The 3,890-nt window shown below is 61.4% G+C and carries 5 protein-coding genes; 2 read left to right on the forward strand and 3 right to left on the reverse strand.

The window, feature by feature from the left end; translation table 11 throughout:
• On the forward strand, positions 1-312 hold a 312-nt coding region (locus tag Q0341_RS13735; RefSeq protein ID WP_299514417.1), incomplete at its 5' end, for a LysR substrate-binding domain-containing protein.
• On the opposite strand, the gene Q0341_RS13740 is transcribed toward Q0341_RS13735, so the two are convergent.
• A complete protein-coding gene (locus Q0341_RS13740) occupies positions 298-1,197 on the reverse strand; it encodes a DMT family transporter (RefSeq protein WP_299514420.1) in 900 nt (299 codons plus the stop codon). The genes Q0341_RS13735 and Q0341_RS13740 overlap by 15 nt on opposite strands.
• Before the next feature lie 118 nt (positions 1,198-1,315).
• Between Q0341_RS13740 and Q0341_RS13745 the strand changes: the two genes are divergently transcribed.
• On the forward strand, positions 1,316-2,299 hold the full coding sequence (locus tag Q0341_RS13745; RefSeq protein ID WP_299514423.1) for a quinone oxidoreductase: 984 nt from the start codon (positions 1,316-1,318) through the stop codon (positions 2,297-2,299).
• Positions 2,300-2,427: 128 nt separating this feature from the next.
• On the opposite strand, the gene Q0341_RS13750 is transcribed toward Q0341_RS13745, so the two are convergent.
• Together Q0341_RS13750 and lspA are read right to left on the reverse strand one after the other, a co-directional pair.
• The gene (locus Q0341_RS13750) at positions 2,428-3,576 is read right to left on the reverse strand and encodes an aminotransferase class V-fold PLP-dependent enzyme (protein ID WP_299514426.1); all 1,149 of its coding nucleotides are present in this window, start codon (positions 3,574-3,576) and stop codon (positions 2,428-2,430) included.
• Positions 3,577-3,670: 94 nt separating this feature from the next.
• Positions 3,671-3,890 (reverse strand): signal peptidase II (lspA, locus tag Q0341_RS13755; protein WP_299514429.1); only part of this gene is annotated, 220 nt, incomplete at its 5' end.

Raw genomic sequence — 3,890 nt, forward strand, 5'->3', positions numbered from 1 at the left:
GGCTGGCCGCAGTGGTTTGCCTTTCATGAGCTGGCCATGCCCATGGGGCCGCGGCCCTCTTTTGACCGTGCGGCCATGGCGATTGCCGCGGCGGTCGATGGCATGGGGGTGGCCCTGGAGAGCACACGCCTGGCGGCCCGCGAGATCGAGCGCGGCGATTTGGTGGTGTTGGGTGCAGATTGTTGGCCCGCCCTGGTGCGCCCGGTGCATTTCATGAGCGTGCGCCACACCGACCGCGCACGCGTGGCCACCGCGGCCTTTGTGCAATGGGTCAAGGCGCAGGCGGCCCAAGCCGATTCATGGCCGGGATGACACCACAATCCCGCCGATGATCAGCCCAAAGGCCAGGGCGTGGTAAGTGTGTGGCAAGTCGCCCAAAAATGCGGCCGAAAAGATGGCGGCAAACAAGGGTGTGAGGTTGGCAAAGAAACCGGCCACCGCTGGGCCGGCTTGTTGCACGCCCAAGCCCCAGCAGCGGTAAGCCAGCACCGCAGGGCCCACGGCCACGAATGCCAAGGTGGCCAGCAGCGGCCAGCCCCAGGTGATCTGGGCGTCGGTCAGGCCCCATTCCATGCCCGCGAACAGGCCAGACCAAGCCAAACCAAACACCACTTGGCCCAGCAAGAAAGCGGCCCAGTCTCGGCGTATGCCCTCGGGCTCGTCTTTGCGGCTGAGCAGCCAGCTGTAATAAGCCCAGCAGGCCGTGGCCAGCAACACAAACAAGTCGCCAGGTACCAGGCGCACTTGGATGAGTTGGGCCCAGTCGCCTCGTGAGAGCACCGTCAATACGCCCAAGATAGAAAGAACCGCGCCGTAAATTTGGGCGCGACGCACCGGGGCTTGAAAGAACAGGGCTCCAATGGCCAGCATCCACACTGGGCTGCTGGCGGCCACCAGGGTCACGTTCAGCGGGGTAGAAGTTTGCAGTGCCAGGTATTGCAGCGCGTTGTAGCACCCCACGCCCAGCAGGCTGAGCAGTCCAAAACGCTTCCAGTGGGTCCACAGTCCGCTGCCTGGGCGCAGCACCCAAGAGGCCATGGGCAGCAAAATGACAAAGGCCACCGCCCAACGTAAAAAATTCAGCGTGATGGGGGGCACCAAGTCGGTGACCAGGCGGCCTACCACGGCATTGCCTGCCCACATGAGGGGCGGCACCGTCAACAGAAAAGCGGTGGTGGGCGTGAGTTTTTGCGACATGCCGAACTGTAGCCGCATTCGGGTTTTCCCCCTGTCGCCGAGCTGTCCCTGATGGGCCTCAGAAAATTGGTTTCGTGGCAAAGTCGAGCATTGTTTTTTTACCTATCAGGAGATACCCATGAGCCTTGCCGTCCAGATTGACCAGAACGGTGGTCCCGAAGTCATGAAGCTCGTCGACGTCACGGTCGGCGAACCTGGCCCCGGCGAGATCCGCATTCGCCACAAGGCCATCGGCCTGAACTTCATCGACGTGTACCAGCGCAGTGGTTTGTACCCCCTGCCCATGCCGCTGAAACTGGGCATGGAAGCCTCGGGTGTGGTCGAGGCAGTGGGCGAGGGCGTGACGCACCTGCAAGTGGGCGACCGCGCCGCCTATGCCAGCCAGCCGCCCGGCAGTTACTGCGAAGTGCGTGTGATGCCCGCCAAGTGCGTGTGCAAGCTGCCCGATGCGATCTCGTTCGAGACGGGTGCTGCCATGATGCTCAAGGGCTTGACGGCGCAGTACCTGCTCAAGCGCACGCTGCCCCAGGGTGGCCTCAAAGCGGGTGACTTTGTGCTGTTCCACGCCGCAGCCGGTGGTGTGGGCCTGATCGCCAGCCAATGGGCCAAAGCCTTGGGCTTGCGACTGATCGGAACGGCAGGCAGCGATGCCAAATGTGCTTTGGCCATGGCCAATGGGGCCGAGTTTTGCATCAACTACGCCACTGAAGATTTCCAGGCCAAGGTCAAAGAGATCACTGCTGCTGCTGGCGTCAAAGTGGTGTACGACTCTGTGGGCAAAGACACTTGGGACAAGTCGCTCGACTGTTTGGCCCCGTTTGGCCTGATGGCCAGCTTTGGCAATGCCTCAGGTCCTGTGGCCCCGTTTTCGCCCGGCATTTTGGGCCCCAAAGGCTCCATTTATGTCACGCGCCAGACCTTGTTCAGCCACATCACCACGCGTGAAAGCACCCAAGCCATGGCCGATGACCTGTTTGAGGCCGTCACCAGCGGCAAGGTGAAGATCCACATCGACCAGACTTTCCCGCTGGCCAACATCCAAGACGCGCACATCGCGCTGGAAGCCCGCAAGACCACGGGTTGCACCATCATCACGCTGTGAAGCTGTGAAGCTGTGAAGCTGGGGTGTCGGCGCTTTGGCGTCGGTTGCCTGTTCACGCGGCGTTGAATGAAAAAAACCGCTGACCCCAAGGGTTCAGCGGTTTTTTTATGGCCGTTCAAGGCCGAGGCTCAAGCGGCGAGTTTGGCCTTGGGGGCGAGGGTTTCCAGTGCATCGCTCAGGTGCTGCAGCGTGCGAGGCACTTCGTGCCATTTGTCCAGGCCAAACAAGCCCATGCGGAAAGTGCGGAAGTCGGCCGGTTCGTCGCACTGCAGCGGCACGCCCGCAGCGGTTTGCAGGCCCAGAGCCAAAAACTTTTTGCTGCTTTGAATGTCCGGGTCGGTGGTGTAGCTGACCACCACGCCAGGCGCTTCAAAACCGGGCGCGGCCACGCTGGGGAAGCCATGCTGCAAGAGCAATGAACGCACTTCGCGGCCTAGGGCCATTTGTTCGTCGCGGACTTTGGCAAAGCCATAGGCCTCGGTCTCCAGCATGGTCTCTTGCAGGCGTTGCAAGGCATCGGTAGGCAAGGTGGTGTGGTACATGTGGCCACCGCCTTCGTAGGTCTCCATCACTTGCAGCCACTTTTTCAGGTCCATCGCGAAGGTGGTGCTGGTGGTGCTGTCAATGGCTTGGCGGGCACGCTCGCTCAGCATGACCATGGCGCAGCAAGGCGAGCTGCTCCAGCCTTTTTGTGGGGCGCTGATCAGCACATCCACCCCCGTGGCTTTCATGTCTACCCACATGGCGCCCGAGGCGATGCAGTCGAGCACCAACAGGCCGCCCACCGCATGCACCGCATCGGCCACAGCCTTGAGGTAGCCGTCGGGCAGGATCATGCCGGCCGAAGTTTCCACATGCGGGGCAAACACCAGCGCAGGTTTTTCTGAGGCGATGGCGGCTTTGACTTCTTCGATTGGGGCAGGCGTCCAGGCCGCTTGTGACGACTCGGACACGCGACGGGCCTTGAGCACACTGTGGCTCTTGGGAATCTGGCCCATGTCAAAGATTTGTGTCCAGCGGTAGCTGAACCACCCATTGCGGATCACCATGACGTGCTGGTTGGTGGCGAACTGGCGGGCCACCGATTCCATGCCAAATGTGCCGCTGCCAGGCACCAGGGCCACCGAGTGAGCACCGTAGACGGTTTTGAGCATGCGCGAGATGTCGGTCATCACGCCGCCAAAGCGCTTGGACATGTGGTTCAGGGCGCGGTCGGTGTAGACCACCGAAAATTCGAGCAGACCGTCTGGGTCGATGTGGGGCAACAAGCCTGGCATGGATATCTCCGTATTTTAAAAATCAGCCCAACAGCTTAACTGACTTGGCGTTATTTGGTGGTTTGTGCTTTGGGTGGTGCCTGTGCGCGGGGGATCAACGCCCGCGCCTCACCCGCAAAATCTCGTCCAGGATCAGCAAGGCCGCGCCTACGCTGATGGCGCTGTCGGCCACGTTGAAGGCCGGGAAGTGCCAGGTGCCCCAGTAAAAGTCCAGAAAGTCGACCACGTAGCCGTGCAGCAGGCGGTCGATCACATTGCCAATGGCGCCGCCCAAGATCAGGGCAATGGCCATGCTGAAGAGTTTTTGGCCGGGG

The organism is uncultured Limnohabitans sp., from assembly GCF_937889215.1.
GTDB lineage: Bacteria > Pseudomonadota > Gammaproteobacteria > Burkholderiales > Burkholderiaceae_C > Limnohabitans_A.